Origin of the sequence: Corallococcus sp. BB11-1 (assembly GCF_026626625.1) — a bacterium.
In the GTDB taxonomy this organism is placed as follows: domain Bacteria; phylum Myxococcota; class Myxococcia; order Myxococcales; family Myxococcaceae; genus Corallococcus; species Corallococcus soli.
In genome coordinates this window covers 122,009-148,380 of sequence record NZ_JAPNJY010000016.1, presented here as the reverse complement: position 1 = coordinate 148,380, position 26,372 = coordinate 122,009, and the positions used below count along the sequence as shown (strand labels likewise).

The 26,372-nt window shown below is 69.3% G+C and carries 25 protein-coding genes; 15 read left to right on the top strand and 10 right to left on the bottom strand.

All coding sequences use genetic code 11. From position 1 onward, the window contains the following. Positions 1-2: 2 nt before the first annotated feature. The gene (locus OV207_RS13885; RefSeq protein WP_267555730.1) at positions 3-839 is read left to right on the top strand and encodes an HAD-IIB family hydrolase; all 837 of its coding nucleotides are present in this window, start codon (positions 3-5) and stop codon (positions 837-839) included. Then, positions 836-2,032, top strand: a complete 1,197-nt coding sequence (locus OV207_RS13880; protein ID WP_120537576.1) for a class I SAM-dependent rRNA methyltransferase — start codon at positions 836-838, stop codon at positions 2,030-2,032. Before OV207_RS13885 ends, OV207_RS13880 begins: the two co-directional genes overlap by 4 nt. Positions 2,033-2,085: 53 nt before the next feature. Here the strand turns inward: OV207_RS13880 and OV207_RS13875 are convergent, their stop codons facing one another. The 3 genes from OV207_RS13875 to OV207_RS13865 are packed head-to-tail and all read right to left on the bottom strand — an operon-like array spanning position 2,086 to position 4,005. Next, positions 2,086-2,592, bottom strand: a complete 507-nt coding sequence (locus tag OV207_RS13875) for a hypothetical protein (RefSeq protein ID WP_227028140.1) — start codon at positions 2,590-2,592, stop codon at positions 2,086-2,088. Between the two features lie 7 nt (positions 2,593-2,599). Further along, positions 2,600-3,025 (bottom strand): hypothetical protein, encoded by a 426-nt coding sequence (locus OV207_RS13870; protein WP_267555725.1) that lies wholly within the window; start codon positions 3,023-3,025, stop codon positions 2,600-2,602. 29 nt (positions 3,026-3,054) lie between these two features. Next, on the bottom strand, positions 3,055-4,005 hold the full coding sequence (locus OV207_RS13865; RefSeq protein WP_193430649.1) for a hypothetical protein: 951 nt from the start codon (positions 4,003-4,005) through the stop codon (positions 3,055-3,057). 186 nt (positions 4,006-4,191) lie between these two features. Here OV207_RS13865 and OV207_RS13860 point away from each other — a divergent pair, with 186 nt between their 5' ends. The 3 genes from OV207_RS13860 (at position 4,192) to OV207_RS13850 (ending at position 7,019) form a co-directional block, all read left to right on the top strand. Next, on the top strand, positions 4,192-4,836 hold the full coding sequence (locus OV207_RS13860) for a serine aminopeptidase domain-containing protein (protein WP_267555722.1): 645 nt from the start codon (positions 4,192-4,194) through the stop codon (positions 4,834-4,836). 156 nt (positions 4,837-4,992) lie between these two features. Continuing rightward, positions 4,993-6,807: a S8 family serine peptidase gene (locus OV207_RS13855; RefSeq protein WP_267555720.1), complete on the top strand. Its 1,815-nt coding sequence runs from the start codon at positions 4,993-4,995 to the stop codon at positions 6,805-6,807. Then, on the top strand, positions 6,804-7,019 hold the full coding sequence (locus tag OV207_RS13850) for a DUF5818 domain-containing protein (protein WP_193430646.1): 216 nt from the start codon (positions 6,804-6,806) through the stop codon (positions 7,017-7,019). The genes OV207_RS13855 and OV207_RS13850 overlap by 4 nt, the downstream gene beginning before the upstream one ends. Positions 7,020-7,095: 76 nt before the next feature. Here OV207_RS13850 and OV207_RS13845 read toward each other — a convergent pair whose 3' ends face one another. The 7 genes from OV207_RS13845 to OV207_RS13815 all read right to left on the bottom strand — a co-directional run bounded on the left by OV207_RS13845 (position 7,096) and on the right by OV207_RS13815 (position 17,903). Then, entirely contained in the window at positions 7,096-8,343 is a 1,248-nt protein-coding gene (locus tag OV207_RS13845; protein WP_267555718.1) for a glycosyltransferase family 87 protein, read from the bottom strand. A gap of 108 nt (positions 8,344-8,451) precedes the next feature. Continuing rightward, complete coding sequence (locus tag OV207_RS13840) at positions 8,452-9,630, bottom strand: type II CAAX endopeptidase family protein (protein WP_267555716.1); 1,179 nt, start codon at positions 9,628-9,630, stop codon at positions 8,452-8,454. 79 nt (positions 9,631-9,709) lie between these two features. Then, entirely contained in the window at positions 9,710-12,265 is a 2,556-nt protein-coding gene (locus OV207_RS13835) for a 1-acyl-sn-glycerol-3-phosphate acyltransferase (RefSeq protein ID WP_267555714.1), read from the bottom strand. Positions 12,266-12,279: 14 nt separating this feature from the next. Next, the gene (gene argS, locus OV207_RS13830) at positions 12,280-14,001 is read right to left on the bottom strand and encodes an arginine--tRNA ligase (RefSeq protein WP_267555712.1); all 1,722 of its coding nucleotides are present in this window, start codon (positions 13,999-14,001) and stop codon (positions 12,280-12,282) included. Positions 14,002-14,075: 74 nt separating this feature from the next. After that, positions 14,076-15,779, bottom strand: coding sequence for a hybrid sensor histidine kinase/response regulator (locus OV207_RS13825; protein WP_193430642.1), 1,704 nt, complete (start codon positions 15,777-15,779; stop codon positions 14,076-14,078). Between the two features lie 114 nt (positions 15,780-15,893). Next, positions 15,894-16,622 carry a HEAT repeat domain-containing protein gene (locus OV207_RS13820; protein ID WP_267555709.1) on the bottom strand — a complete coding sequence of 243 codons (729 nt, stop codon included), beginning with the start codon at positions 16,620-16,622 and terminating at the stop codon, positions 15,894-15,896. Between the two features lie 99 nt (positions 16,623-16,721). Beyond that, positions 16,722-17,903 (bottom strand): J domain-containing protein, encoded by a 1,182-nt coding sequence (locus tag OV207_RS13815; protein WP_267555707.1) that lies wholly within the window; start codon positions 17,901-17,903, stop codon positions 16,722-16,724. A 117-nt stretch (positions 17,904-18,020) separates the two neighbouring features. Here OV207_RS13815 and OV207_RS13810 point away from each other — a divergent pair, with 117 nt between their 5' ends. From OV207_RS13810 to rplB, 10 genes are all read left to right on the top strand, one after another. Next, positions 18,021-18,740, top strand: coding sequence for a hypothetical protein (locus OV207_RS13810; protein WP_267555705.1), 720 nt, complete (start codon positions 18,021-18,023; stop codon positions 18,738-18,740). Further along, a complete protein-coding gene (gene rimI, locus OV207_RS13805) occupies positions 18,737-19,231 on the top strand; it encodes a ribosomal protein S18-alanine N-acetyltransferase (RefSeq protein ID WP_193430639.1) in 495 nt (164 codons plus the stop codon). The genes OV207_RS13810 and rimI overlap by 4 nt, the downstream gene beginning before the upstream one ends. A 220-nt stretch (positions 19,232-19,451) precedes the next feature. After that, positions 19,452-19,823, top strand: a complete 372-nt coding sequence (gene rpsL, locus OV207_RS13800; protein WP_014395857.1) for a 30S ribosomal protein S12 — start codon at positions 19,452-19,454, stop codon at positions 19,821-19,823. Positions 19,824-19,978: 155 nt separating this feature from the next. Beyond that, the gene (gene rpsG, locus OV207_RS13795) at positions 19,979-20,449 is read left to right on the top strand and encodes a 30S ribosomal protein S7 (protein ID WP_014395858.1); all 471 of its coding nucleotides are present in this window, start codon (positions 19,979-19,981) and stop codon (positions 20,447-20,449) included. Positions 20,450-20,601: 152 nt separating this feature from the next. Next, positions 20,602-22,677, top strand: coding sequence for an elongation factor G (gene fusA / locus OV207_RS13790; RefSeq protein ID WP_267555693.1), 2,076 nt, complete (start codon positions 20,602-20,604; stop codon positions 22,675-22,677). A gap of 139 nt (positions 22,678-22,816) precedes the next feature. Further along, positions 22,817-24,007 carry an elongation factor Tu gene (gene tuf / locus OV207_RS13785; protein WP_267555691.1) on the top strand — a complete coding sequence of 397 codons (1,191 nt, stop codon included), beginning with the start codon at positions 22,817-22,819 and terminating at the stop codon, positions 24,005-24,007. 193 nt (positions 24,008-24,200) lie between these two features. Next, positions 24,201-24,509: a 30S ribosomal protein S10 gene (gene rpsJ / locus OV207_RS13780; RefSeq protein WP_002633608.1), complete on the top strand. Its 309-nt coding sequence runs from the start codon at positions 24,201-24,203 to the stop codon at positions 24,507-24,509. 51 nt (positions 24,510-24,560) lie between these two features. Continuing rightward, a complete protein-coding gene (gene rplD / locus OV207_RS13775) occupies positions 24,561-25,184 on the top strand; it encodes a 50S ribosomal protein L4 (protein ID WP_193430071.1) in 624 nt (207 codons plus the stop codon). After that, entirely contained in the window at positions 25,181-25,474 is a 294-nt protein-coding gene (locus tag OV207_RS13770) for a 50S ribosomal protein L23 (RefSeq protein ID WP_120532370.1), read from the top strand. The genes rplD and OV207_RS13770 overlap by 4 nt, the downstream gene beginning before the upstream one ends. A 40-nt stretch (positions 25,475-25,514) precedes the next feature. Continuing rightward, positions 25,515-26,360, top strand: a complete 846-nt coding sequence (gene rplB, locus OV207_RS13765; RefSeq protein ID WP_120532369.1) for a 50S ribosomal protein L2 — start codon at positions 25,515-25,517, stop codon at positions 26,358-26,360. The last annotated feature ends 12 nt before the right edge of the window (positions 26,361-26,372 follow it).

Genomic DNA, 26,372 nt, shown 5'->3' with positions numbered 1-26,372 from the left:
CCGTGAAGGGCCTCCCGAAGGGGGCCGAACCCAGCCCCCTGAAGCAGGCGGACCTGTCCCGGGTGCGCGGCGTCTTCACCGACGTGGACGGCACGCTGACGACCGGCCACAAGCTGCGCAGCCAGACGGTGCGGGCGCTCGAACAGCTCTCCGCCTCCGGCCTGCGCGTGGTGCTGGTGAGCGGCCGGCCGGCGGGGTGGGGCGAGGCGTGGGCCCGGCAGCTCCCCGTGGACGGCGTCATCGTGGAGAACGGCGGGCTGTTCTTCCTCAAGGGGAAGAAGGGCGAATTGCGCAAGGTGTACCTGGAGCCGCCCGGCCAGCGTGAGGCGAACCGCGAGCGCCTGGAGGCGGAGGTGCACGGCGTGCTGGCGCAGGTGCCCGGGGCGCGCCTGTCGGTGGACAGCCGCTACACGGAAGTGGACCTGGCGGTGGACTACAACGAGGAGGCCCGGCTGGGCGACGCGGGGGCGAGCGCCATTGAAACGCTGCTCCGGGCCCGGGGCGTGACGGCGGTGCGCTCGTCGGTGCACGTCAACTGCTGGCTGGGCCGGTTCGACAAGCTGTCCGCGTCCCGCCGCTTCGCGCGCGTGGCGTGGGGCGAGAAGCTGGACCCCGAGGACGGGCAGTACGTCTACGCGGGGGATTCTTTCAACGACGCTCCGATGTTCCAGGCGTTCAAGCTGGGCGTGGGCGTGGCCAACGTGCGCGCGGTGCTGGACCGCATCGACGCGCCCCCGGCCTTCATCACCCGGGCGCCCGAGGGGCGGGGATTCGAGGAGCTGGCACGCGCCCTCCTCGCCCGCCGCCGGCCGTCCCGCAGTCGAGGAGTCTCAACGTGAATGTCGTGAAGCTGGAGCTGGCCCGGGGCCTGGGGCGTCACCTGCGCGCGGGCCACCCGTGGGTGTTCCGCAAGGCGCTGGAGCACCCGCCGCGGATCCCCGCTGGCAGCGTGGTGGACCTGACGGAGAACGGGAAGTTCGTCGCGCGCGGTTACTATGATCCGCACTCGGCCATCGCGGTGCGCGTGCTCACGCGGGACTCGCGGGAGACGGTGGACTCGCGCTTCATCACCCAGCGCGTGCAGCGCTCGCTGGCCGCGCGCACGTCGCTCATCGACCTGAAGGACACCGACAGCTACCGCCTCATCCACGGCGAGGGTGACGGCCTGCCCGGCGTGGTGGTGGACCTGTACGCGGGCTGGGCGGTGATGAAGCTGTACTCGGCGGGGCTCACCCCCTACCGGCCGCTCATCGTGGAGGCGCTGAAGGCGGGCGTGCCGGGCCTCAAGGGCATCATCGGTCGCGACGAGGTGGGCCGCGACGACGTGGAAGAGGACGACGGGCGCGGCACCGGGCGCATGCTCTGGGGCGAGGAGGCGCCGGAGCTCATCCCCATCCGCGAGCGCGGCGCCGTGTTCATGGTGGACGCGTGGCGCGGACAGAAGACGGGCTTCTTCCTGGATCAGCGGGAGAACCGCCACCTCATCCGCCGGCTGGGGCAGGGCAGGGACGTCCTCAACTGCTTCTGCTTCAGCGGAGGCTTCTCCGTGAACGCGGCGCTGGGCGGCGCCAAGAGCGTCTTCTCCGTGGATCAGGACCCGGAGGCCATCGCCCTGGCGCGCGAGAACTTCACGCGCAACGGGCTGCCGGCGGAGAAGCACGACTTCCTCGCGGCGGACGTCTTCGCCCTCATCCAGTCGTTCAAGGAGGAGGGCCGCACCTTCGACCTCATCATCCTGGATCCGCCCGCCTTCGCGAAGAGCCAGCGCGCGGTGGAGGCGGCCATTGACGGCTACGCGTCGCTCAACCGGCAGGCCCTGGCGCTCCTGCGGCCCGGGGGCCTGCTGGCCACGGCGTCGTGCTCCGCGCGCGTGAACGGGGACATGTTCATGGGCGCCGTGCGCGAGGCGGGCTTCAAGGCAGGCGTGGACCTGGCGCTGGTGGAGGAGCGCTACCAGCCGCCGGACCATCCCGTGCGCCTGCAGTTCCCGGAAGGCAAGTACCTGAAGTTCTACGTGATGCAGGCGGTGTAGCGCGCCGCTCAGCCAACAGGAGGCGCCCCGTCCAGGGCGCCTCCCCGGGGGCGTCAGGTGCCGAAGACCCGGTGGGCAACGCGGTCCAGCACGTCCTTGCCCCAGACGATGCTGGCCTTGCCCAGGCGGTCCAGGTCGCGGGCGAACTCGCGGCCGTCCGGCATGACGGGGTATGTGCGGCTCAGGAAGAGGCTGCCGCTCTCCGGCTCGAAGTCCACGCTGCCGCCGCCGGTGTCCGTGCCCTCTTCCTGCTGCTGCCGGAAGCCCTCGATGATGCCGGGCTTGGGCGGCTCGCGGAACCGGTAGATGAGCGCGCTGGCCTTGAGGGAGGGAGGGGACTCGATGTGCTCGAAGGCGAACTGCCCCTCGCCATTCATCATGCCGCCCAGGCCCTGCTCATTGAGGCCTTCGGTCATGCCCGCGCCCTGCGACTGCAGGTACCACTTCACCAGCTGACGGGCCGCGTCCCGCGTCATCGGGCCGCCAGCGGCCGGCGCTGGACGCGCCATGCCGATGGTGGACAGCAGCCACTGCAGGCCGGTGGAAAGGGAGCGGCTCATGGGCGCTTCACTTCGCGGGGACGACGCGATCCGCGACGCGGTTGAAGACTTCCTCGCCCCAGTTGAGGCTGGCTTCCACGAGCCGGTCGAGGTCTTCCTTGAACTGCTGCTCCGCCGGCAGGACGCCGTACGTGCGGCTCAGGAAGAGGCTCTTGTTCTCGGTCTCGTAGTCCACCTTGCCGCCGCCGGTGTCCGTGCCGGCCTTCTCCTCGGCACGGAAACCGTCGATGACGCCCGGACGGGGCGCATCGCGGAAGCGGTAGATGAGGGCGCTGCACTTCAGCGCCCCCGAGTCCTTCGCATGTTCGAAGTAGATCTGCGCCTCGCCAAGAGCGGCGCCGCCAAATCCCTTCGCGTTGAGCCCGGAGCCTTCCGTGTCTCCGTGGGCCCTCATGAATGACTGCACCAGTCGCTGGGCTTCTTCGAGCGTCATACGTGCAGTCATATCACACCGTCCGTTGACTAGAACTTACCCTCGCGCGCCTGGTCGAACGGGACGCGCTGGTTCAGGTAGGTGTCGTTGATGTTGTGCGCGCCGGAGAAGATGCTCTTCTCGGAGAAGTAGTGGATCTTCGCGTCCTTGCCCGCGTTGCGGATCAGGTCGAGGGGGCCCTTGCCGCTGGTGCCCAGGCCGAACAGGCCCGGCACGGGGTCCTTGTCGTTCACGTAGTGCACGTACTTCGGGCCGTCCGGGTAGGTCGCCGCGGCGGCGCCGAAGGTCTCCACGGAGACCTTGCCGAGCTTCGCCTCGATCTGCGCCGGGGACAGCCCATCTTCGATGCGCAGCCGCTTGGCCACGTCGTTGAGCGCGCGCGAGGTGATGAGACCGCCCTGGCTGTGCGCCATCAGGTGCACGTCACGGCCGGCCTTCAGCTCCGTGTAGAGCGAGTCCGCCAGGGTGTCCACGGCCGGGTTCTTGCCCTTGTCCATCTTGTCCGTGATGCACTGGCCCAGGTCCTTGAAGAAGCCCTCGGTGGAGTTGTGGATGCCGATGGTCTTCTGGCCCGTCTTGTCCGCGATGGCCTGCAGCGTCTCCTTCTGGCCCGCCATGTCCGTCATCATGCCGTTGACGTAGATGACGGTGCCTTCGGTCTTCACGCCGTCCTTGGGCGTGTAGGCCGGGACCTGGCTCAGCGGGGTGCTGGCGTCGAACGTCTGGCCGCCGGCGCCCACCAGCTTGCCGTCGAACACCTTGTCCTTGGAGCCGGAGGGCGCGGTGAAGACGCCCGTGGGCGCCACGGTGCGGGCCGCGCCGTTCGGAGAGCGCGTGTCGAAGCCGTCCTTCACCAGGTTGGCCGGCTTGGCCGTCACGGCCGGAGCGGGCTTCGCCACCGCGGGCGTGGTGGTCGGCGTCGTCGCCGTGGTGCGCGTGGCGTTGTTGATGGAGTTGCGACCGCTCCCGATGGTTCCCATGGCTTGACGCTCCTGCGGATTCTTTGAAGGGGGAAGGAAAGCTTGAGGCCTTGATCCATTCTCACCGCAACCGCCCAAAAGTTGCGAGGGGGTCGCGGAATGTGTGTGACGCACTGCGCAGCGGGGCGCTGGGGCGGCGTCGAAGACGGTCCGGCCGCGCCGGGTGGGGCGGATTAAGGTGGTTTCATGGTCCAGAAAGGTCAGTTCCTGGAGCGCTCCACGCTCATCCCCGTCGGTGGGGGGCAGGGGGCCCCGCTGGTGATGGAGGGCACGGTGCACCGGGGCCAGCGCTCGCCGCCGCTGCTCATCCTTCCGCCCCGGCCGGAGGAGGGGGGCGGCATGGATCACGTCCTGGCGGCGGAGGTGGCCTTCGCGGCGGCGCGGGCGGGCTTTCCCACCCTGCGCTTCAACCACCGGGGCGTGGGGGCCAGCCAGGGCGCCCGGGGTTCCGGGGGCGCGCTGGTGGAGGACGCGGAGGCCGCCATGCGGGTGGCGCTGGAGAACGCGGGGACGTCCGCGCTGGCGGTGGCCGCGCTGCACGGGGGGGCGCGCGTGGCGCTGGCGCTCCAGGAGCGGCACCCGGCGGTGGGCGGACTGTGTCTGGTGTCGCCGGACGTGGATCCGCTGTCGCTCGTGCGACTGTCGTGTCCGCTGCTGGTGATTGTCGGGGCGCAGGACACCCGCCTGCCCCGCGCGGCGCTGGCCGCCGCTGTCGCCGAGGCCGGGGGCGATTTAGAGGTCATCGACGATGCCGGAACCACGTTCCACCGCAATCTTCCCCAGGTGGGCCGGGCCGCGGCGGCGTGGCTCCAGCGGCTGTCGGGCGGGTAGGGCAGGCGCGCAAACCTGCGGACTTCTTCACATTTCTTTGTCCTCGTACCCTTGCATGGCCGGCCGGGGGGCGAACAGACTGGCGGGGCAGACCCAATCGTCCCGCCGTGCGTTCGTAGTGGGTCTTCGAGGCGTCTTCGTTCAAGGAGTGTCCCGATGCGGATGAGGCGATGGAACGTGGTTCTCGCGGCGCTGGCCCTGTCGGCCTCGGCGTGTGCTTCCGCGTCGCGGGAGTCGGAGGCCCCGGTGGGGCCTGACGTGGCGGTGGCCCAGGCGGAGGTGGCGCAAGCCGTGCGGGGGGGCTCGGACGACGTGGTGTCGGGCGCCATCGTGGTGGACTTCAAGGACGGCACCACCCCGGCGGAGTTCGACGCCTGGGAGCAGGAATGGGGCGTGGACCTGGAGTTCAACTCCCTGGAGGGCCCCCGGACTGGCGTCACGCTCGCGGTGGGCGTGGACGACGTGGAGGACGTGCTCCAGCGCATCCGGCAGCACCCGGCGGTGGAGTCCGCCGAGCCGCTCATGCAGGTGCGCAGCAGCTACACGCCCAATGATCCGCAGTTCGGTTCCCAGTGGAACCTGCGGATGATCGACATGCCGAAGGCCTGGGACGGCAACCGGGGCAAGGGCGTGGTGGTGGCGGTCATCGACACGGGCATCGCCTATGAGGACCACGACGACTTCAAGCAGGTGCCGGACCTCAAGGGCGTGTCGTTCGTGAAGGGCTACGACTTCGTCAACGACGACGAGCACGCCAACGACGACCACGGCCACGGCACGCACGTGGCGGGCACCATCGCGCAGGCGACCAACAACGGCGAGGGCGTGGCGGGCGTGGCCTTCGACGCGACGCTGATGCCCCTCAAGGTGCTGACCCACTTCGGCAGCGGCACGTCGGCGGACATCGCGGACGCCATCCGCTTCGCGGCGGACCACGACGCGAAGGTCATCAACATGTCGCTGGGCGGTGGCCTGTACTCCCAGGTCATGGCCAGCGCGGTGGAGTACGCGCGCAAGAAGGGCGTCACCGTGGTGGCCGCCTCGGGCAACACCGGGCAGGGCCGGGTGGAGTTCCCCGCGGCGTACCCGGGCGCGGTGGCGGTGGGCGCGGTGGGGCCGGATGGCTCGCGCACCCCGTACTCCTCCTATGGCAAGGAGCTGGACATCGCGGCGCCGGGTGGGGACAAGCGCCAGGGCGACTCGGGCGGCATCCTGCAGAACACCATCGACCCGCGCGACCCGTCGCGCTCCGTCTACGCCTGGTACCAGGGCACCAGCATGGCCGCCCCGCACGTCGCCGCGGTCGCCGCGATGCTCTACGGCGCGGGCGCCAGCGGGCCGGATGAGGTGGAGCAGGCGCTCTACGCCGGGGCGAAGGCGGTGGGTGACCAGGCCTGGTCCGAGCAGTACGGCCACGGCATCCTCAACGCCAACGCGTCGCTCCAGGCCTTCACGGGCGGCGGGCCTCGCTGGCCCGCGCTCGGGTGGGCCGCGGCGCTGCTGGCGCTGGTGCTGCTGACGCTGCGCGGTCGCGAGCGTCCGGGCTTCCTCAACGTCCTCTTCCGCCCGGCCTTCTTCGTGCCGCTGGTCCTGTCCACGGTGGGCTTCTTCTTCCTGCGCTCGTGGTTCTCGGGCGCCTCGGGCGCGGCTGGCGACGTGGTGAGCGTGGCCTCCCTGCCCATCCCGGACTGGCAGCGCATCATCTTCGGGCGGGCCACGGTGAGCCCGCTGTTCTACAGCGCGCTGATTCCCCTGGTGCTCTCGCTGCCGGCCATCACCTGGCGGGGCTTCCGTCCGGCCGTGGGCGGCCTGGCGCTCGGCTTCGCGGGCTTCCTGACCTACGCGGCGTGGGTGGGTGCTCCGGCGCTGGCGTGGATGCCCTTCACCTTCCTGGCGAAGCCGTGGCTGGGCATCAACTCGGTGGTGTGCCTCGTCATCGCCCGCGCGATGCTCAAGCGGGAGGACGCGTGAAGCTCTCCGGCACGGTGCAGTACCAGGACCTGGAAGGCGGCGTGTGGGTCCTGAAGGCCGACGACGGCAGGACGTACCAGCTCGCGGGCGGCGACCGGAAGATCAAGAAGGACGGTCAGCGCATCTCCGCCGAGGGCAGCGTGCAGCGGGACACCGTCACCGCGGCGATGGTGGGACCGGTGTTCCACGTCACGTCGTACACGGCGGACTGACGAAGGGGCGCTTCCGCCCGCGCTCCACCGCGCGGGCAGTCGCTCCATCCAGCACGGCCTGCCGGAGGCGACGGGCCTACAGGGCCTGGGGGCTGCCCAGTCCCTTGGGCTCCAGTGCCGGGGCGGAGGCGCTGTCCGGGGCCTTCGCGAACCACACGCACAGCAGGCTGATGCCCGCCGCGCCCACCATCTTGCCGCCGGCGATCCACGGCGTGAGGGCCAGGGGCGATGGCTGCCCCGGCAGACGCCCATACACGAACAGCAACACCCCGAGCGGGAACACCGTGAGGGCATAGAGCGTCCCCAGGAGCCACCGCGGGGCGCTCCCGCGCGCCGCCAGGACGACCGCGGGGAGCAGCAACACCAGGTAGTGCTCCCACGCATAGGTGGAGGCGATGCTGATGATTCCCAGCATCGACGCCATGCCGAACTCGGGGGGGCACCCCCGGTGAACGCGCAGGGCCCATGCGGCCAGCAGGAACACGATGAACAGCCCCGTGGCGGCCACCGCCAGACCCGAGGGCGCGATGGGGCTCGGGCCCGGCCAGACGTGGCTGAACACCCCGAGCACGGAGTGGTTGTATTCGGAACTGATGGACACGCGGATGCCCATGTCGTGGATGCGCCCCCCGGCGACGCCCAGCAGCGTGCCCGTGTAATAGCTCCACTGCTGGATGGGGCCCATCAACGGCAGGGACAGCAGGGTGAGCCCCAGGACGGAGGCCGCCACCGAAGCCAGGGGCCGCCATTCGCGCCGCAACAGCCAGTAGAGCGCCAGCGCCCCGGGAAGCACCTTCATGACGGCGGCGGCACCCACCAGCGCGCCAGCGCCCAGCGGTCGCCGTCGCGCCCAGAAAAGGGCCACCACCACCGGCAGCAGCAGCACCAGGTTCACCTGGTACCAGAGCAGGTTGTCCCAGAGGGGGAAGAAGGTGACGAGCAACAGCGCCATGCCCCCGCGGGACAGCCCCAGGTGCTTGCGCATCAAGCCCAGCACCCCCAGCAGCAGCACCTCGTTGAGGACGAACATGCCGACGAGGCCCGCCCTCGGTGACAGGGGGAGCGTCCAGAGCATGCTCAGGAGGAAGGGTGGGGGATACAGGAAGGGCGCGACCGACCACGGCGACAGCCTTTGCAGGGCCTGGAGGTCGTAGGGACTGCCGCCGAGCAGCGCCTGCCGGAGCGCGTAGTAGTACGTCGGGAAGTCTCCACCCTCTCCCATGTACGGAGGGCGGAAGCCGACCTCGACGATGAGGGGGACAATCAGGTGGAAGGCATACGCCAGGAACAGGGTGAGCCTGGAAACCGTCGGCGGAACTTGCATGATCATCCTCCGAAGAGGGCATGTGGCGCGGGAGCCGCTGGAGGCGCGGCGGGCAGAGCTTGTCGCGTTCTCCTCAGGGCCTCGCGGCCCCGAGGTTGTCCTGGGCGGTCAGCGGGGCTCGCCCTTGCTCGCGGGGGCATGGGCCTCGGCCTGCCGCACCCGCTCCTCTTCGTACAGCTCCATGGGCATCTCGCCCTTGCGGACGGCCTTGCGCAACTGCTGCAGGGCCTTGCGCTCCGCCTGGAAGCCGGGGGGCGCGTCCTTCGACAGCGGCGGCACGGGGTGCTGGACGTCATAGACGCTCAGCGACACGCCCCGGCCGTCCAGCAGGGCCAGGGCCCCCACGGACAGCGTCGCCGCCACCACCCACGGCAGCAACTGGACGGCGAACAGGGGCACGGGCTTCGTGGCACGCGCCGCCTCGTCGTCCGGCGGAGTGCCGCGCCCCCAGACGGCAGGGACGTGCCGGGACGCGGCGCGCAGGCCCAGCAGCACCGTCCAGCCCACGAGCGCCAGCCCCAGCACGGCGCGCCAGTCCGTCACGTCGTCCGTCCCCGTGTCCTTGGCCGCGCTTGAATGCGTGGCGATGAGGAACAGCACCGACGACACGATGTTGTTGGCCGCGTGCGCGGCGATGCTCGGCCAGAGCGAGCCGGTGCGCAGCAGCAGCCAGCCGAAGAGCAGCCCCAGCTCCACGCGCGCGAGGAAGCCCACCGGATCCAGGTGGAAGGCGCTGAACACCACCGACGTGATGATCAACGCACGCCAGGGAGAGGCCGGGGCCGGGGGCGTCATGGCGCGCTGGACGAGCCCGCGGAAGAAGAACTCCTCGCACAGCGGCGCGGCCACCGACACGCCGCCCAGCAGCAGCGCCAGCTCGAAGGACGTCTGCCCCTCGAAGAGGCGCGAGGCGTCGAACATCTCCCGCAGCCACGGGGGCGCCAGGCGCTGCGCCAGGAACTGGATGGGCACCACCACCGCGAAGAAGTTGGCCACGCCCAGCAGGAAGCCGAACAGGGCGGGCTTCCCCTCGAAGGGCGTGAGGCCGGTGTACGCGGCGGGCCGGAGGCCCGCGCGGCGCAACATCACCCACGCGAGGCCCAGGAAGAGGAACACCTCCGTGAACCACACGCCGAAGGCGGGGTTGAGCAACTGGGTGGTGGCCCCGAGCGTCAGGTAGAGGCCGAAGGCCAGCACCACCGCGAGCAGCGGGTGGGGTGGCGTGAGGGGCGGCGGCACGGTGGGTCCTACCGGCTGCGGGTCGCTGGGAGGCAAGCCTTCATCCACCGTGTCGTCTCCTGACCCTCCGCGGGGGGCGGGGGGCTGGGTGCCGCGTTCTCGCTTCGGGTGTCTCGGGTGACGCGGCTCAGGCCCGGTGCAGGTAGCCCCGGATGGCATCCGCGAGCGGGTTCTTCCGGGGCAGCTCGGCCGCCGCTGCAGGGTCGCCCAGCTTCAGCTTCTTGTCCTCTTCCACGAGGATGCGCTGATCCAACAGGTACTCCACCGCGTTCTCGAGCGTCGTCTTCGCCAGCGACTCGGAGGCGGTGATGCGCCCGGCGTTGTACTCGCCGCGCCCCGTCTCCAGCGCCAGCTTGACGAAGGTCTTGCGGTCGGTGGCGACGCCCGCGGCCACGTCGGGCAGGGTCATCGCGGCCAGCAGGTAGGCCTCCAGGAAGTCGCGCAGCAGGTCCGCCAGGAACTCCAGCTCCGGCTGCGCGTGCGCTTCCGGGGCCTGCTTGAGCGTGTCGCCCTCGTGGATGACCAGCCCCATGCGCACGAGCCCCTCCACGCACTCGGCGAAGAGGGTGTCGAACGACGCGCCCACCCGGTAGATGAACTCCACCTTGAAGAGGCGCGACAGGAACAGCGCGCGCGCCTTGACGGTGTCGTACGGCGCGGGCGTGCCGGCGAGCAGCGCGTTGGCCACGAGGCTGCGCGCGGCCACCAGGTTCATCAGCGTGTTCTTGTAGAAGGACATCTCCGGGCGGCGCGCGTCCTCCACCTGGTAGCTGACCTCGTTGCGCGCTTCCTTCGTGCGCACGATCTCATCGGAGATGAACTCGCGCATGGCGTCCTGGATGGGCCCCAGCGTCTCCGGATTGCTGGGCGCGTTGGCCAGCTCCGCGGACAGCCGCGCGCCGTCCTCCCGGGCAATGCGCCGCAGCAGGCTGATGCGGTCGGTGAGCTCGCGCTGGGTGAGGCCGCGCCGGCGGTGGGCCAGCAGGGACGCGCTCACCAGCGCATGCGGCGTGATGGTGGACACCTTGCTGATGCCGTACATGACGCGGTTGCCCAGCGCCCGGACCAGGCCCTTCTTCTGCTCGTCCGTCACCGGCTCCTGCGGCGACAGGCCGCGGGCCTTCATGAACTCCACCAGCGACAGGGGCTCGTCGAACGTCAGGTGGATGCGCCCGTAGCGCGCCGCCAGCACCTTGGGGGCGCTCAGCAGGGCCTTCAGGTCCTCCGGCTTCTTCTCCCCGCCGGCCAGCTCCTTCGAGTAGCTGTCGGACTCCACGACCTTCTCGTAGTCGATGGAGACGGGCACGAAGTAGAGGTCGTTGCGCGCGCCGTCCAGCACCGCCTCCACCTGCCAGGTGAGCATGCCCAGCTTGGGCGTGAGCAGCTTGCCCGTGCGCGAGCGGCCGCCCTCGGGGAAGAACTCCTGGTGCAGGCCGTCGTGCACCAGCTTCTTGATGTACGCCTTGAAGGACGCGGCGTAGACCTTGTCGCCCTTGAACGAGCGGCGCAGGAAGAACGCGCCGCAGCGGCGGAACAGCGGGCCCAGCGGCCAGAAGGACAGGTTGGCGCCCGCGGCCACCAGCGGCGCCGCGTAGCCGCGGTTCCACAGCACCCAGCTCATCACCAGGTAGTCCACGTGGCTCTTGTGGCTGGGGCAGAGCACCACCGGCGCGCGTCCCGCGGCCTTGAGCGCGCGGTGCAGGCCCGCCTCGTCCACGCCGATGCCGTCGTAGATGCGGTTGAACACCCACTCCAGCACCGGCGCGATGAGGGCCAGCACGGACGGGTTGGGCTTGGCCGCGATGGCCTCCAGGTTGCGCTTGGCCTCGCGCTGCACGCTCGCGGGCTTGCGGCCGGTGGCGGCCGCGTGCTCGTCCAGCACCTTGCGCAGCTGACGGTCGCGCAGCGTCTCCTCGATGAGCCGGTCGGTGGGCTTCTGCGGCGGGCCGAACACCGCGCGCGTCTCCCGCGCCAGGTACACGTGCAGCGCGCTGCGCACCTTGCGCGCCAGCACCTCGTCGGTGGCCTGGGGGTTCTCCTCGATGAAGCGGCGCAGGTCGATGGGCTCTCCCACCCGGAACTGCGCGCGCTTGTAGTTGCGGAAGAACGCCACCATCGAGTGCACGAAGCCCGGCGCCTCCGGGCTGCCGAACACCACGTCGCGCCAGCCCGGCTTCAGCTTGGCGGCGCGCTTCTCCCAGACGAACAGCTCCGGCACCAGGAACACCGGCTTGTCGGCGCCGCGCGCCAGCCGCACCAGGGCGGGGAAGGGGTCCTCGCGCGTCTCCTTGCCGGAGGCGTGCAGCAGCGCCGTGCGGCGCAGGAAGACGAGCCCGCTGCCGCCCTGCTGGCCGGCGTAGCGGAAGCGCTCCTCCACCGCGCCACCCTGCGCCGTCTGCCGCCAGGGACGGGTGAACCAGGGGCGCAGGTTCACCACCGCGCGGATGGGCGGCAGCGTCCGGCGGACCATCGCCCACGCGAGGTACAGGAAGTTGATCCAGGCCGTGGTGCGCATGACGTGCACCACGAAGCCCCGGGCGCTGAGCGCGCGCAGCTCGTTCTCGGCCTCGGGGGGGAAGTGCACCCCGTCGAAGTACCGTGCCCCGAGCACCCGGGACATGGGACCGAATTCCTCCTTCAAGGCCTCTCCTTGCGTCACGGTCTGCGCCAGCGCGGTTTCCAAGGCAGCCCCCCAGGCTACATGTTTTCCGGCGTCGGGATGCCCAAGAGGGTCAGGCCCGCCGCCAGGGTGATGCGCGTCGCGTCCGTGAGGGCCAGGCGCGCCGCGCGCACGGCGTCGTTGTCCTCCACGAGGATGCGCTTCTCACGGTCCTTGTTGCCAGCCGTGTAGTAGCGGCTGTAGGCCGCCGCCACGTCCAGCAGCAGCCGCGCGACGAGGCTCGGCTCGTACTGCTCCGCCGCCGCGCGCACCGTGTCCGGCAGCCGCGCCAGCTGGCGCACCAGGGCCTGCTCCTCGGGGAGCGTCAGCAGCGCGGGATCGTAGCTCGCCGGGACGCCGCCGCCCTTGCGCAGCACGGTCGCGCTGCGCGCGTGCGCGTACTGGAGATAGGGGCCGGTGTGGCCCTCGGGGCTCGTCACCTCGTCCCAGTCGAAGGTGTAGTCGCTGGTGCGGTTGTGCTTCAGGTCGCCGAAGGCGATGGCGCCCAGGCCGATCTGCTCCGCCAGCCCGTCGGGATCCTCCGTCACCAGGCTGCCCGAGGCGATGTTCGCGTCCACGAGCTTGCGCACGCGCTCCTTCGACTCGTCCAGGACCTGATCCAGCTCCACGACCTGGCCCTTGCGCGTGCTCATGCCGTGGATGCGGCCGAAGGGCACGTGGATGCACTGGTCCGCCCACGGCTGCCCCATCTCCTTCAGGGTGCGGAACACCTGCCGGAAGTGCAGTGCCTGGTCCTGCGCGACGACGTAGAGCGACTTGTCGAAATGGAAGCGCGCGTGGCGGTCCTCGGCGGCGGCCAGGTCGCGCGTGGCGTAGAGCGTGCTGCCGTCGTTCTTCTTCAGGAGGACGGGCGGCTCGTTCTCCGCGTAGGGCATGTCCACGATGATGGCGCCCTGGGACTCCTTCACGCCGGGCTTCTTCGCGATGGCGTCGATGACGGCGTCCATCCGGTCCTGGTAGCGGCTCTCACCCTCGATGTGCTCGAAGTGGATGCCCATGCGCTTGTAGATGCGCTTGAAGCCCTTGAGGCTCGTCTCGCGGAACTGGTTCCAGAGCTTCATCGCCTCCGGCTCGCTGGCCTCCATGCGGCGGAAGAACTCGCGGGCCTTCTCGTCGAAGGCGGGGTCCTCACCGGCGCGCTTGTTGGCCTGCACGTACACCTGGACCAGGTGCGCCATGTCGTCGATGCGCGCCGGGTCGCCGTACTCCTGGAAGCCCACGGCCACGAGGCCGAACTGCTTGCCCCAGTCGCCCAGGTAGTTGATGCCCTCCACGCGCCAGCCCAGCGCGCGGTAGAGGTTCGCGATGCAGTGGCCCAGGAACGTGGTGCGGATGTGGTGGAAGCCAATGGGCTTGGCGATGTTGGGCGACGAGTAGTCGATGACCACCGTCTTGCCCTTGCCCGCCTCGGCGTCACTGCCGTAGGCGGCGCCCGCCAGGCGCACGCTGTCGATGACCTCCTGGGTGAAGGGCAGGGGGAGGAAGCGCGCGTTGACGTACGGGCCCACGGCCTTCACCTCCAGGCCGGGGACCTGGAGCGACTGCGCGAGCGACGCGGCGATGGCGGGGGGCGCCTTCTTCTGCGCCTTGGCGACGGCGAAGGTGACGAAGCTCAGATCGCCGTGCGCGGGATCCGCGGGCTTGATCTGCGATTCGATGTCGGCGGCGGGGACGCCCAGGGCCCCGGCGAGAGCCTGGGCGAAAGCGGCGTGGTAGCGGGAATGGACGGAAGTGCTCATGGGCCGCGCGGATACTACCCAAGGCGGGGCGCCTTCCTGCCACCTCTTCTGTGGGGAAGGCGTCGGGCCGTCGTTCAGGGCACTGCGGGGCCGCGGTTCTTGGGACGCACGACGGCGGCCACGGTGTCCAGCAGCTTGGGCAGCTTCAGGGGCTTCTCGAAGAACCCGTCGATGCGATCTGGCCCTTCCCCCGACGTGAGGGACGCGACGTCGCTCGCGCCGGAGATGATGTAGACGACCACGTCCGCCAGCGACTCCGTGGTGCGGATGAAGTGCAGCACGGAGCGCCCGTCCTCGCCGGACAGCCGCAGGTCCAGCAGCACCATGGCCGGCCGGATGTGGGACAGGATGGAGCGCGCCTCGGCGGCACCGGACGTGGCCATCACCCGGTAGCCCTCCTGCTCCAGCACCTGCTCCAGCACCTCGCGGCAGTCCACGTCGTCCTCCACCAGGAGGATGCCGCCCGCCTTGGGCGCGGCCTGGCTCAGGTCCGGGGCGCTGACGGCGCTCGCGAACAGGGGCAGGACCATCTCGAAGGTGCTGCCCTCGCCCAGGACGCTGGAGGCGTCCACGCGGCCGCCGTGCAGCGCGACGATCTTGGCGACCAGGGGCAGGCCCAGGCCGGCGCCCGGGGGACGCGGCATGCCGGGCTGCGCGCGGTAGAACGAGTCGAAGACGTGCTCCAGCGCCTCGGCGGACATGCCCTGGCCGGAGTCCTTCACCGTGAGGGTGCCCAGGCCCTCGCCGGACGCCACGCGCACCTCGACGACGTCGTCCGTCTCGCTGTGGTGGATGCCGTTCTCGACGAGGTTGTGGATGGCCTCGGAGATGCGCTCGCGGTCGCCGCGGACGAACACCTCCGGGCAGGGCGGAATCACCACCCGCACGCGGCTGTGCTCGGCGACGGCGCCCAGCCCCCGCACCACCTCTTCGGCCACGGCCTTGAGGCCGAAGGGGCGCTGGTTGAGCTGCATCTTCCCGGAGGACAGCCGGGACATCAGCACCAGGTCGTTCACCTGCTGGAGCAGCCGGTCGGAGTTGCGGTCGCAGATCTGCACCGCGCGGCGCTGGCCGTCCGTCAGGGCGCCCAGCTTCTCCCGGCCCAGCATGGCCAGGTAGGCCTTGATGGTGGTGAGCGGGTTCTTCAGGTCATGGGACACGTTGCCGAGCAGCTCCTCGCGGTTCTGCTCCAGGCTCTTGAGGCCCGCGATGGCCGTCTGCAGGTCCTTGTTGCGCCGGGCGCTGTCGTCGCGCAGCCGGGCCACCTCGTAGGCGGCGGTGAGCTGCGACGCCAGCGACTGCATCAGGATGTCGGACGCCTTGCGCCGGGCGCCCAGGACGACGAGCACGCCCGTCACGCCCTGCGGGCCCTCCAGCGGCACCGCGACGGTGTCGTCCTCGCGCAGCAGGACCTTGTCGGTGAAGCACCGGCCCACGACGCCCTCGCCCGGGACGGCGGCGGTGACGCGCTCGTCGTAGCGGCCGCGCACGTGCTCCACGTGCAGCTGGTTGCGCGACGGGAAGTGGCGCGCGACGTAGCAGACCTTGGGCTTGAGCAGCGTGTGGAGCGTCTGGAGCTGGGCGCGCAGGGCCTCGGTGGGGCCCGCGTTGTCCGTCAGCTGCCGGCCCATCTCCAGGAGCGCCTGCGCGGCGGAATCCGTGTCCACGGGGGGCGGAGGCTTCGCCGCCCGCTTCGGTGGGGACTTCTTCGCGGCGGTGGCGGTGGGACGCAGCGGCACGACCTCTGCGAGCTGCGGATCCTTCTTCTTCGAGGGCACGCCTGAATCCTGCTTCATGTCTCGCGTGGGAGGGAACCGCCCTCGTGATCGCCAGCCCCCGGGGAGGGGGGCCGTGTCAGGTGCCCGACAGCAAGGGCGGTCGCCGCCTGCTCTCTAGGCCCGGCGCTGGACGCGGCCGTCCTTGTCCAGGCTGTAGGGCTCCACCAGGGCCGACTGCACCTTCTCCTGATAGCCCTGCACCCCGAACCCGCTCTCCGCCAGGGCCGCCAGGGCGGCGGTCTGCACGCGCCGGGCGGTGTCCTCGTTGGTGAGCAGTTGGAGCAGGGGCTCGCGCGCCGGCTCGTACTTCAGGGGCCCCAGGAGGTTGATGGCGGCGATCTTCACGTCGTCGGACATGTCCTCCAGGAAGGGGAGGACGGCGGGGGCCACGCGCGGATCCTGCTTGCCCACGACGTGGTGCAGGAGGACGACCTTCTTCTCCGGGTCGCGCGTGTAGCGGGACGACAGGTGCTGGAGCGTGTCGACGATGACGCCCAGCAGCGCGTCCTCCGGCAGCAGCTCCTGCAGCACGCGCAGCGCCCAGGACGTGGCGTGCTCGCTCTGCTTGAGGAAGGCGCTCACCGGGGCGACGGCGTCCTGGCCGAAGCCCTTGATGAGTTCGAAGGTGTGCTCCTTCTCATCCGCGTCGGTGGTGAGCGGGTCCACGGTGATGGTGAACCGGCTGAGCAGCACCGTGACGGCCTCGGGGTACTTCATCTCCCCCAGTTGCTGCAGGGCCTTCTGCCGCGTGGAAGGCTCCCCATACTTCTGGGTCACCTTGGACTTGAGCTTGAGGGCTTTTTCGGGGCCCGAGCCGCCCGTGAAGAAATCGAAGAGACCCATAGGTACGTACCCGCTCCGGATTCGGAAGGTGGAGGCGCGATGTAGGACGGTGCGCCTTCCAGGACAAGAGGCAACAAGAGGTACCACGCGGCAACAACACTACAGGTTCAACTCCCGGCGCACGTCACCCCGGTAGGCCTTCGCCAGGACTTCCGCGGCCGCGCGCACCTCGTCGGTGGCGTCCTCGGGCACCTTCACCTGGAGGAGGAGGTACATGTCTCCCGGTGTCCCGCCCCGGAGCGACGGCACGCCCCGCCCCTTGAGTCGCATCTTCCGGCCGGACTGCGAGCCCGCGGGCACCTTCAGTGTCACCTCGCCCTGGAACGTGGGCACGCGCACCTCGCCGCCCAGCAGGGCCTCGGACACCGTCACCGGCAGGTCCAGGTACAGGTCGTCGCCCTCGCGGCGCACCAGGGGATGCTCGGCCACCTCCGTCTCGATGTAGAGGTCGCCAGGGGCCCCGCCCTGGACGCCCGCCGCGCCCTGGCCGGCGAGCCGCACCTTGGAGCCCGTCAGGACGCCGGCGGGAATCTTCACCGTCAGCCGCGTCGTCTCCTCCTGGATGCCGCGCCCCCCGCACTGCGAGCAGGGCTCCGGCGCCCGGCCGCTGCCACGGCAGGTGGGGCACACGCCCGAGCCGCCGAACATGGCCCCGCCCCGGCGCGCCCGGCCCGTGCCGTTGCAGGTGGGGCAGCTGATCAGCTTCCCGGTGTGGCCCTCGCCCTGGCACTTGCTGCAGCGGCCCGGGCGCTGGAGGGACAGCGTTCGCTCGGTGCCGGAGACCGCCTCGGCGAGCGAGATCTGCACCCTGGTGGTCAGGTCGTCGCCGCGCTCGGCCGCCGTGGACCGGCTGCCGCCCCGCCCCCGGCCGAAGAGGTCGCCCACGTCGAAGCCGCCGCCATGCCCTCCACTGCCCGAGCGCCCGAAGATGTCGTTGAACAGGTCGCCCAGGTCCACGCCCTCGGTGCTGAAGGGGATGCCCCCGCCACCACTGCCCCCGGCCGCCTGGGCCGCCCGGTACTGGCGATAGGCCGTGGCCTTCTTCTCGTCGAAGCCGATCTTCTCCGCGTCCTCGCCGAACTCGTCGTAGAGCGCGCGCTTCTTCGGGTCTCCCAGCACCTCGAAGGCGCTGTTGATGCGCTTGAACTTTTCCTCCGCCGCCTTGTCCCCGGGGTTGACGTCCGGGTGGTGCTGGCGCGCCAGCTTCCGGAAGGACTTCTTGAGCTCGTCCGCGGACGCCGTCCGTGGCACGCCCAGAATCTGGTAGTAGTCGTCCGCCATAGTTCTCGCCGTGCAGTACCCGACAGCCAAGAACGTAACCAGTGGGTTGGTGAGCGCCAGCACGGGATGTCGCGACAGGGCCGGGATGGTTACAGTCGCCGGAAGATGAGGAAGGCCATGCCAGCACCGCGCGGGCGTCGGAAGGTCCCCCTGTGGCTGGCGTGCTGCCTCCTGGGCGCCTCCCTCGGGTCGGGGGCGACCGCCCACGCCGCGCCCCCCACGGAGGCCCCCAGGCAGGAGGGCAGGGTGGTGGACCGCGTCGTGGCGGTCATCGAGGGGCAGGTCCTGACCCAGAGCGAGCTGGAGATGGAGGCCCGGGTGGCGCTGATCCAGCGAGGGGCCGTGCAGGTCGCCGCCCTGCCGCTGGACGAGCAGACGCTCCAGGGCGCGCTGGAGCTGTCCATCAACCAGCGGCTCCAGGTCCTGAGCGCTGACCGGCTCCAGGCCTTCCCGGCCGAGCCCTCGGAGGTGGAGGCCCGCCTGGACGCTTTGCGGGCCAGGCTGGGAGGGGAGGAGGGGCTGCGGCGCTTCCTCGCCCGTCACGACGTGAGCCGCGAGGCGCTGGCGGCGGTGTTGGCGCGCGGCCTCCGGGCGGAGCGAATCCTGGACAGCCGGGTCCGGTTGAAGGCACAGGTGAGCGAAGCGGAGGTGCGTCACCACTACGACGAACACCGGGACCTCTACCCCGGGGACTTCGATCAGGCGGCGCGCACCGCCATCCGCGAGCAGCTGGTGCGAGCGCGCTACGGGGAGCTGGCGGCCCAGGCCCTGGCTGAAGTACGCAAGTCGGCGCAGGTGCGGCGCGTGGCGCCCTTCGCGCGGGAGGCACGGCGATGAGACGGCTGCGGGAGGACGGGACTCCCGAAAAGGGGCAGGGCTTCATCATCCGGCAGATGACCGTGGAGGACATGCCGGCGGTGATGGCGCTGGAGAAGGCGTCCTTCAAGAACCCGTGGTCCCACGAGCTGCTCGGGCGCGAACTCCAGCATGACTGGTCCACCATCCTCCTCGTGGAGGAGCCCCGGCCCGAAGGCGGCGTGGAGCTCCTGGGCCTGGCCATCTTCTGGATCGTCCACGACGAGGTCCATGTGCTCAACGTGGCCACCGCCCCCGTCCACCGTCGCCGGGGCGTCGCGCGCACGGTGATGGAGGAGGTGCTGCGCCGGGGCGTGGGGCGCCGCTGCTCGCTGGCCACCCTGGAGGTCCGCCGGGGCAACGAATCCGCGCTCAACCTCTACCGCTCGCTGGGCTTCCGGCCGGTCGGCGTCCGCCCGAACTACTACGCGGACGAGGGCGAGGATGCGATCGTGATGGTCCTCGACTTCTAGGGTTGCGCGGAGTAGAGCGTCCGGCCGTTGTCTCAGTCCCAGGTTTTTCGGGTGTCTGGTGGAATCAACCCGGGTCCTCTGGCCGGTTCAGGCCCAGGGGCAAGCCATGCTTGACACCCGGGGGGCCCTCCCTATACTCGCGGGCCTTTCTGTAGCCTGTAGGTAGATATGCTCCGCTTTCGTGTATCCGGAAGCGGTTCCCATCGAAGAAGAGGTTTCAGTGCCGACCATCAGCCAGCTCGTCCGCAAGGGCCGCGAGAAGCTCAACATCAAGGGCAAGAGCCCTGCCCTGAAGGAGTGCCCCCAGAAGCGCGGCGTGTGCACCCGCGTCTACACCACGACTCCGAAGAAGCCGAACTCCGCGCTCCGCAAGGTGGCTCGCGTTCGTCTGACCAACGGGATCGAGGTCACCTCCTACATCCCCGGCGTGGGCCACAACCTCCAGGAGCACTCGGTGGTGATGATCCGCGGTGGCCGTGTGAAGGACCTCCCGGGCGTTCGCTACCACATCATCCGCGGCACGCTGGACTCCGTGGGCGTTGCCGGTCGCAAGCAGAGCCGTTCGAAGTACGGCGCGAAGCGTCCCAGCTAGTCGGTCCCCCGCGCGTCGTTGGCGCGGAACACCTTCGCTGTCCTTGAAGCAGTGTTGGACGCTGGCCCCACACCCTGGGGAGTGTCCCTGGAAGTCCAAGTCTTGAAGCCCCATCAGGCTTCCCTCGATGAGGGGAGTGGGGCGTAAGGGAAGAGATGCCTCGTCGTCGCGTAGTCGCCAAGCGGAAGATTCTCCCGGATCCGAAGTTCCAGGACCGGCTCGTCACCAAGTTCGTCAACGACCTGATGCGCAAGGGGAAGAAGTCCATCGCGGAGGGCGTGTGCTACGGCGCCTTCGCCCTCATGGAGGAGCGCGCGAAGGAAGACCCCCTCAAGACCTTCAAGAAGGCCCTGGACAACGTCAAGCCGGTGCTTGAGGTCAAGAGCCGTCGCGTCGGTGGCGCCACGTACCAGGTGCCCGTGGAGGTCCGTCAGGATCGCCGCGTCGCGCTGGGCATGCGCTGGATCATCTCCTACGCCAAGGCGCGCGGTGAGAAGACCATGCAGGAGAAGCTGGCCGGCGAGATCATGGACGCCGCCAACAACCGCGGCAACGCGGTGAAGAAGCGTGAAGACACGCACAAGATGGCGGAGGCGAACAAGGCCTTCGCGCACTACCGCTGGTAGGTCCCCTCAGGGGCTTCGCGGTTGCCGCCCGGATGCGCTGCCAGCGTCCGGGCGGTTTTGTTTGTCAGCACGGCAGATTCTCTGAGATGTCCGAACGGTCGGTGGAGAGGGCCGCTCCCGGTTCCTCCCGCCTCCCTGGAAGGAACTGACTCATGGCCCGCGAGTTCCCCCTCGAGCGCTACCGCAACATCGGCATCATGGCGCACATCGATGCCGGCAAGACGACCACCACCGAGCGGATCCTGTTCTACACAGGCGCCATCCACAAGATGGGTGAGGTGCACGAAGGCACCACCACCACGGACTGGATGGTGCAGGAGCGCGAGCGTGGCATCACCATCACGTCCGCGGCCATCAGCGCCTTCTGGGAGCGCGAGGGCCACCGCTACCGCGTGAACATCATCGACACGCCCGGGCATGTGGACTTCACCATCGAGGTGGAGCGCTCGCTGCGCGTGCTCGACGGCGCCATCGCGGTGTTCGACGCCGTGAACGGTGTCGAGCCGCAGTCGGAGACGGTGTGGCGTCAGGCGGACCGCTACAAGGTCCCGCGCATCTGCTTCATCAACAAGATGGACCGCGTGGGCGCGGACTTCGAGATGTCCGTCGGCACCATCCGCGAGAAGCTGGGCGCGCGCCCCGTGCGCATGCAGCTGCCGCTGGGCTCCGAGGACAAGCTCAAGGGCGTCATCGACCTGGTCCGCATGAAGGCGCTCGTCTTCCAGGAGCAGGAGCAGGGCAGCAAGGTCGACGTCGTGGAGATCCCGGAGGAGTTCCGGGCCGCGGCGGAGGCCGCGCGTGCGGAGCTGCTGGAGGCCGCGGCCGAACAGGACGACGCGCTCACGGAGAAGTTCCTTGAGGGCCAGGAGCTGACCGAGGAGGAGGTGCGTCGCGCCATCCGCAAGGGCTGCGTGGGCCTGCAGCTGTTCCCCGTGTTCTGCGGCTCGGCGTTCCGACACAAGGGCGTGCAGCCGCTGCTGGACGCGGTGGTGGACTACCTGCCCAGCCCGCTGGAGGTTCCGCCCATCCAGGGCAAGACGCCAAAGGGCGAGGACGCGGTGCGCGAGACACGCGACGACGCGCCCTTCAGCGCGCTGGCGTTCAAGATCATGAACGACCCGTCGTTCTCCTCGCAGACGCTGACGTTCCTGCGCGTCTACTCGGGGAAGCTGGAGGCGGGCACGGCGGTGTGGAACTCCGTGAAGGGCAAGCGTGAGCGCGTCAGCCGGCTCGTGCAGATGCGCGCGGACAAGAAGGACGAGCTCACCGAGTGCTACGCCGGTGACATCTGCGCCGTGGTCGGCCTGAAGCTCGCGACGACGGGTGACACGCTCTGCGACGACAAGCAGCAGATCGTGCTGGAGCGGATGGAGTTCCCCGAGCCGGTCATCGATATCGCCATCGAGCCGAAGTCCACCGCCGACCAGGACAAGATCATCCAGTCCCTGCAGCGGCTGGCGATGGAGGATCCCTCCTTCCGCGTGCGCACCAACGAGGAGACGGGCCAGACGCTCATCGCCGGCATGGGCGAACTGCACCTGGAGATCATCGTCGACCGGCTCCTGCGCGAGTTCAAGGTCGACGCGAACATCGGCAAGCCCCAGGTGGCCTACCGCGAGACCGTGACGACGACGCAGACGGCGGAGGGCAAGTACATCCGCCAGGCGGGCGGCAAGGGACAGTACGGCCACATCTGGCTGCGCGTGTCGCCCAACGAGCCCGGCAAGGGCTTCGAGTTCATCAACAGCATCACCGGCGGCGCCGTGTCCAAGGAGTTCGTGGACGCCGCGCGCGACGGCGCCCGGGAGGCCATGCAGAACGGCCCGGTGGCCGGCTACCCCATGGTGGACGTGAAGGTGGAGGCCTACGACGGCTCCATGCACGACGTGGACTCTTCGGAGATGGCGTTCAAGATCGCCGGCTCGCTGGCCTTCAAGGACGCGGTCCGCGCCGCCCAGCCGGTGCTGCTGGAGCCCATCATGGCCACGGAGGTCCTCACCCCCGAGGCAGCCATGGGCGACGTCATCGGCGACCTGAACGCCCGTCGGGGGAAGATCCTGGGGATGACGCCCCGGCCCGGCGGAGTGCAGGCCATCCAGGCAGAGGTGCCCCTGGCGGCCATGTTCGGCTACTCGACCGACCTGCGCAGCAAGAGCCAGGGAAGGGCGACGTACACCATGCAGTTCAAGCACTACGCGGCAGCGCCCAAGTCCGCCCTCAACCGCTGATGCCTCGCTCGTGGGGGAAGCCGCCGGGCGAATTGTATTGACGTTCCAGCGGCTTTGAAGCACACGCAGCACCGCTCGGGAGTTCTCCCAAGGTTCCAGACCGCCGGGGTTGCACCGGTGCCGTCGTGAGGAGTGGTTCATGTCCAAGGAAAAGTTCGATCGCAGCCTGCCCCACGTGAACATCGGAACGATTGGGCACGTGGACCACGGCAAGACGTCGCTGACCGCCGCCATCACGAAGGTGCTCGCCAAGACGGGCGGCGCCACGTTCATGGCGTACGACCAGATTGACAAGGCGCCGGAAGAGCGGGAGCGCGGCATCACCATCTCCACGGCGCACGTGGAGTACAAGACGAAGAACCGCCACTACGCGCACGTCGACTGTCCGGGGCACGCGGACTACGTGAAGAACATGATTACCGGAGCGGCGCAGATGGACGGCGCCATCCTGGTGGTCTCCGCGGCGGACGGCCCGATGCCGCAGACGCGCGAGCACATCCTGCTGGCGCGCCAGGTCGGCGTGCCCTACATCGTCGTCTTCCTGAACAAGGTGGACATGCTGGACGACCCCGAGCTGCGCGAGCTCGTGGAGATGGAAGTGCGGGACCTGCTCAAGAAGTACGAGTTCCCCGGCGACAGCATCCCCATCATCCCCGGCTCGGCGCTCAAGGCGCTCGAGGGTGACACCAGCGACATCGGCGAGCCGGCCATCCTGAAGCTGATGGAGGCGGTGGACAGCTACATCCCGACGCCGCAGCGCGCGACGGACAAGCCCTTCCTGATGCCGGTGGAAGACGTCTTCTCCATCGCCGGCCGTGGCACGGTGGCGACGGGCCGCGTCGAGCGCGGCATCATCAAGGTGGGCGAGGAAGTCGAAGTCGTCGGCCTGCGCGCGACGCAGAAGACGGTGGTGACGGGCGTGGAGATGTTCCGCAAGCTGCTGGACGAGGGCCGCGCGGGCGACAACATCGGCGCGCTGGTCCGCGGCCTCAAGCGCGAGGACATGGAGCGTGGCCAGGTGCTGGCGAAGCCGGGCTCCATCACGCCGCACACGAAGTTCAAGGCGCAGATCTACGTGCTGTCGAAGGAAGAGGGTGGGCGCCACACCCCGTTCTTCAAGGGCTACCGCCCGCAGTTCTACTTCCGCACGACGGACGTGACGGGGACGGTGAAGCTGCCGGACAACGTCGAGATGGTGATGCCGGGCGACAACATCGCGATCGAGGTGGAACTCATCACCCCGGTGGCCATGGAGAAGGAGCTGCGGTTCGCCGTTCGTGAGGGCGGCCGTACGGTGGGCGCGGGCGTCGTTGCGGAAATCATCGCGTAGCACTCAGGCCACCAGGCTCTCCGGAAGGCCCAACAGGGCGCTCCCGGAGGGCAGGTGGGAATCCAGTTGCAACCCACGGGGTGTGGTGGTACACACCGCGCCCCTTCGTTCCGAAGAAACGGTTCTCTGAAATCCAGGCGTTGACGGGCGTACCGCCTCTCGGTTCAGAGGTCGTTCAAAGAGGTTCTTTCGAATGGCGACACAGAAGATCCGCATCCGGTTGAAGGCGTACGACTCGAAGCTCCTGGACCAGAGTGCTGGGGAGATCGTCGAGACGGCCAAGCGCACGGGCGCCAAGGTGGCCGGTCCGATCCCCCTGCCGACGCGCATCAACAAGTTCACCGTGCTGCGGTCGCCGCACGTGGACAAGAAGAGCCGCGAGCAGTTCGAGATCCGCACGCACAAGCGCCTGCTCGATATCCTTGAGCCGACCCAGCAGACGCTGGATGCGCTGATGAAGCTGGATCTGTCTGCCGGCGTTGACGTCGAGATCAAGTCCTAGGAAGCGGGATGGCGTCGGAGTGGTTTCACTCTGACCCCCGAGGAAAGTGCCATGGCGAAGTTTGACGTAGTCGACCTGGATTTGAAGAAGGTTTCGGAGATCGAACTCTCCGACGACATCTTTGGTGCCGAGCAGAACAGCCACCTGTTCTACGAGGTGGCGAAGATGCAGCAGATCAACCGGCGCCGGGGTACGGTCGGGGTGAAGAACACCTCGCTCGTCAGCGGTGGCGGCAAGAAGCCCTGGAAGCAGAAGGGCACCGGCCGGGCCCGTCAGGGTTCCATCCGCGCTTCCCACTGGGTGGGCGGCGGCAAGGCGATGGCTCCGAAGGCGCGTGACTACTTCTACCGTCCGCCGCGCAAGGTTCGTCGGGGGGCGCTGCGCGCCGTCCTGTCCCTGCGCGCCAAGGAGAAGCAGCTCATCATCCTGGACGGGTTCAAGCTGGATGCCCCGAAGTCCAAGCAGGCCTTCGAGGTCCTCACCCGCCGGCTGAAGCTCCAGAACGCGCTGGTCATCGACGAGCGCGGCAACACCAACCTGCACCGCAGCGTGCGCAACCTGGCGAAGTTCGACGTGCTGCCGCCCGAGGGGTTCAACCTCGAGTCCGTGCTCAAGCACTCGCACCTCGTCCTGACTTCCGCGGCCGCGAAGGCGCTTGAGGGGTCCCTGTCATGAATCTGAACGACGTCATCAAGGGTCCGCTCATCACGGAGAAGCTGGACAAGGCCCGCGAGAAGTTCCGCCAGTACTCGTTCATCGTGGACCGCAAGGCCACGAAGCACGACGTGTCCCGCGCGGTGCAGGCCCTGTTCAAGGTCACGGTCGAGGGTGTCAACACCAACATCGTGCGCGGCAAGACGAAGCGGGTGGGCAAGAGCATCGGCCAGCGCCCCAACTTCAAGAAGGCGGTCGTCACCCTCAAGGAAGGTGACAAGATCGAACTCTTCGAAGGGGGGGCGGTCTGACGCCACTGGCGACAGATCAGCCTGAGACGAGGAACACACCATGGGCATCAAGAAGTACAAGCCGACCAGCGCCGCCCGCCGTCTGATGACGGTGTCCGACTTCGCGGACATCACCAAGGACTCGCCCGAGAAGGCCCTCACCGAGCCGCTGAAGCGCTCGGGTGGCCGCAACGTTCACGGGCACATCACCCGTCGTCACCAGGGTGGCGGTCACAAGCGTCGTTACCGCACCATCGACTTCAAGCGCCGGGACAAGGACGGCGTGCCGGCCAAGGTCGTCGCTGTCGAGTACGACCCGAACCGCACCGCGAACATCGCCCTCCTGCACTACGCGGACGGCGAGAAGCGCTACATCCTGGCCCCCGTCGGCCTGAGCGTGGGCGACACCGTCTTCGCCGGCGCCTCCTCCGACATCCGGCCTGGCAACAGCCTCCCGCTGCAGAACATCCCGGTGGGTACGGTCATCCACAACGTGGAGCTGAAGCCGGGCCGTGGCGCCCAGGTCATCCGCTCCGCGGGCACTTCCGGCCAGCTCATGGCGAAGGAAGAGCGCTACGCCCAGGTCCGCATGCCGTCGGGTGCCGTGCGCAAGGTGCTCATCGAGTGCCGTGCCACCGTGGGCCAGGTGGGCAACATCGAGCACGAAATCATTCGCATCGGCAAGGCGGGTAAGAGCCGCTGGCTGGGCATCCGTCCCACCGTCCGCGGTCTGGCGATGAACCCCGTTGACCACCCGCACGGTGGCGGCGAGGGCAAGTCCGGCCAGGGTAACCCGCACCCGGTGTCTCCGTGGGGCAAGAAGACCAAGGGCCTCACCACGCGCACCAACAAGCGCACCGACAAATTCATCGTGAGCGGCCGCCGTCAGGGCGCGCGCAGCCAGTAAGAGGATTTGAAA

Coding starts and splice junctions, on each gene's coding strand:
- OV207_RS13875 (WP_227028140.1), bottom strand. CDS start 2,592: ATGAGCCGCTCCCTTTCCACCGGCCTGCAGTGGCTGCTGTCCACCATC.
- OV207_RS13870 (WP_267555725.1), bottom strand. CDS start 3,025: ATGACGCTCGAAGAAGCCCAGCGACTGGTGCAGTCATTCATGAGGGCC.
- OV207_RS13865 (WP_193430649.1), bottom strand. CDS start 4,005: ATGGGAACCATCGGGAGCGGTCGCAACTCCATCAACAACGCCACGCGC.
- OV207_RS13860 (WP_267555722.1), top strand. CDS start 4,192: ATGGTCCAGAAAGGTCAGTTCCTGGAGCGCTCCACGCTCATCCCCGTC.
- OV207_RS13855 (WP_267555720.1), top strand. CDS start 4,993: ATGCGGATGAGGCGATGGAACGTGGTTCTCGCGGCGCTGGCCCTGTCG.
- OV207_RS13845 (WP_267555718.1), bottom strand. CDS start 8,343: ATGCAAGTTCCGCCGACGGTTTCCAGGCTCACCCTGTTCCTGGCGTAT.
- argS (WP_267555712.1), bottom strand. CDS start 14,001: ATGAGCACTTCCGTCCATTCCCGCTACCACGCCGCTTTCGCCCAGGCT.
- OV207_RS13820 (WP_267555709.1), bottom strand. CDS start 16,622: ATGGGTCTCTTCGATTTCTTCACGGGCGGCTCGGGCCCCGAAAAAGCC.
- OV207_RS13815 (WP_267555707.1), bottom strand. CDS start 17,903: ATGGCGGACGACTACTACCAGATTCTGGGCGTGCCACGGACGGCGTCC.
- OV207_RS13810 (WP_267555705.1), top strand. CDS start 18,021: ATGCCAGCACCGCGCGGGCGTCGGAAGGTCCCCCTGTGGCTGGCGTGC.
- rimI (WP_193430639.1), top strand. CDS start 18,737: ATGAGACGGCTGCGGGAGGACGGGACTCCCGAAAAGGGGCAGGGCTTC.
- rpsG (WP_014395858.1), top strand. CDS start 19,979: ATGCCTCGTCGTCGCGTAGTCGCCAAGCGGAAGATTCTCCCGGATCCG.
- fusA (WP_267555693.1), top strand. CDS start 20,602: ATGGCCCGCGAGTTCCCCCTCGAGCGCTACCGCAACATCGGCATCATG.
- tuf (WP_267555691.1), top strand. CDS start 22,817: ATGTCCAAGGAAAAGTTCGATCGCAGCCTGCCCCACGTGAACATCGGA.
- rpsJ (WP_002633608.1), top strand. CDS start 24,201: ATGGCGACACAGAAGATCCGCATCCGGTTGAAGGCGTACGACTCGAAG.
- rplD (WP_193430071.1), top strand. CDS start 24,561: ATGGCGAAGTTTGACGTAGTCGACCTGGATTTGAAGAAGGTTTCGGAG.
- OV207_RS13770 (WP_120532370.1), top strand. CDS start 25,181: ATGAATCTGAACGACGTCATCAAGGGTCCGCTCATCACGGAGAAGCTG.
- rplB (WP_120532369.1), top strand. CDS start 25,515: ATGGGCATCAAGAAGTACAAGCCGACCAGCGCCGCCCGCCGTCTGATG.